Source organism: Xanthomarina spongicola (genome assembly GCF_003148645.1).
Taxonomy (GTDB): Bacteria; Bacteroidota; Bacteroidia; order Flavobacteriales; family Flavobacteriaceae; genus Xanthomarina; species Xanthomarina spongicola.
The window spans coordinates 1-2,612 of record NZ_QGGP01000021.1; the positions used below are offsets into that span (position 1 = coordinate 1).

At 32.3% G+C, this 2,612-nt stretch carries 1 protein-coding gene; it reads right to left on the reverse strand.

The window, feature by feature from the left end; all coding sequences use genetic code 11:
• A partial coding sequence (locus tag LX78_RS14860) for a DUF6443 domain-containing protein (RefSeq protein ID WP_456243166.1) occupies nucleotides 1-2,612 on the reverse strand: 2,612 nt, incomplete at both ends.

The window sequence follows — 2,612 nt, forward strand, 5'->3', positions numbered from 1 at the left end:
TTGCTTGAGGCTTCATATCCATAAACCAAGTCGTCTATAATATCGATTCTGTTTTCAGAACCTATTAAACCTGTTCGTTCTAAGCCTAAAATATTACCGTTCTTATCGTAATTAATATAATTTAAACTATAATCTTCTATCTGGTTTGCTGTACCATTTAAAACATAGTTTCCATGATAATTGGCAGTTTTTAGTCTATTTAAAGCATCATAAGTATAGTCATAACTTCTTGGGTTATTGTCATTGGCAGTTTGCCAATGGGTTTCGCTAATATTGCCATTATATAACGGGTTTGCTCCAGTGTTATAGTTTAGTTGAAAACCAAAAAGATCGTTTTCTGTAGTATCGCCATTATTAATGGTTTTTAACCATCCTCGAATATTATAGGTGTAATCTACTAATTGTAATGGCGATCCTAAACTACCTCCAACTCCTTTAGATTCTAATTGTCCTAATTCATCATAATGGTTGTTCACTATTAATTCAGGTGTATTCCCTGTTATTGTTTGGGTTTGTGTTAGTAATCTGCCTGCATGGTCATAAGTGTAGGCATCGTTGATTATTATAGGAGCATTTGCATCTTTTATATGTGTACTTTCGGTTTGCAGTACCTTTCCTGTAAAATCTATTTCAGATTTAATAATATCTACGGTTCCTAAATAGTCGTTTTTACTGGCTGCATAAATTGGTTTTGCATCTTCATCGTAATAAGTGACACTTGTTATCCATTGGTCTGTGCCTAGGATACGTACACGAGCTCCTGTTGTTAATGTTTTGGTTTCTGTGGTTGTTTGGTAATCTTGTGTGTTTATTGTTACAGTTCCTGGGTTTAAAAACTCGGAACCTATACTTGTTACATCATTGGAATAGGTGTCGTAATAGTTAATGGTATATACTTCAATATCTATTTTAGGAATGACTTTATTTGAATAATGCAATAGGGTTGTTCCTATCATTTCGTAAAAATCATTTTGAAAACGAGTCTCAATATTATTAGCTCCTTGAGCATTAACGTTATCTTGTAATTGCTTACGCCCTGAATTATCTTCAAGACTGTCTCCATAGTCTATAGGTTCAAAAACATGTTTGCCTGTATATACGACTCTTCCAAAGGCATCATATTTAGTAAATAACCATGAGTTTTGTGTTCTTAAATTAGCATCTTGAGTTAAAATGGGTTTATCTAAAGTATTATAGACTATGTATTCCCAACCTTTTCCGGGTATTTTCTTCTCTATTAAACGGTTTCTATAATCGTAATGATAAATATAACTTAGCCCATTTATTTCTTCTGAGCTTGTACTTGGAGGTTCTGATATGAAAATTCCTGATAGTCCTACAACTTCTCCTTCTCCAATTACAAACAAAGCATTTTCTATAATTGAAAATTGATAATTATATCCTGTTCCTGATAAATCTCCCAGTTCTCTATCTGCCATACGCCTTTTACTGCTTAAAGGGATAGAGATTCCTTTTTTTAAACTTAAAGGTGTTGAAAAACTGGTGTTTATGTTAACTGTTATAACATCATTTTCGTCTATGGATATATTTAAACCTCCTTGTCCGTTATATGGGTTTGCAATTGTAGTTGTTAACCATTCTGCATTGGGATAGTTTTTTAATTGCGTTTCATAATTAGAAGCGTCTTTTGAATCTATGTCCATGATACTTGTCCATGGATAATTATCTGAATAATCTAATTTTGTGCTACTATTAAAGGATTGGTTTATGGATGGTAATTTGCCATCTCCTTCAATAATGATGGCATTGTCTTTAATTAAAAACACATAATTATATCCTGTACCCTTTAGATTCCCTAATTCAGTGTCTTTATATGTGCCGTAGTCCTTTAAAGACACTAGTTCTCCTTTTTTAAGTTCAAAGGATTTATTTGCTGAAAAAGAAATATTTAATGTTATGTGTTCTTCTGCTTCCAATGTTGTAACAGTAAATCCTCCTTGACCATTGTACTCATTTTCTATATCGGCATTTAAAATGGCATCGTTATTATAGTCTAGAAGTTTTTTGTTGTATTCATTTGCAAAGGTTTTATCTACATTAACCAAGTTTATCCATGAATAATTGGTTTGTGAAGCGACTCTAAATCCTAAGCTTCCTTCTATACCAATGTTATCAGATGCTTTTGGAGGAATGACATAGGTTAAATTTCCTTTAATATCATAAACATAATACGTGTCAAAGGCTTCGTTTTCGTCATATGTTCGTTTTAAAATTACTTGTCCTCTTTTATTTTTAAACTCTTCGGTTGTGTGATTCTTTTCTATTAACTCTGGAGTTGGATTAGGTTGCCAGTTTTCATCTTTAGTTATTGTTTTATACAATTGTTTCGCTTGATAGTATCCGTCAAAAAACAATTCTGTTTTTTCAGGATTATTCTCTGGATGATGCACCGAAAATAGTTTTACATTGTCATTGTCTGGATTTGTTTGTTCATTTTCATTAAAAGTATTGGTTTGATAATTAAACTTGATAGTATTCCCATTTTCTAATGCCCAGTCTTCTCCTGGTGCTGCTTGGGTTAAAACTCTGTTCAATGGTGAAAACTCAAATGCTTTTTCGCTATATGGATTTGGTGAGTTTATATCTAAATC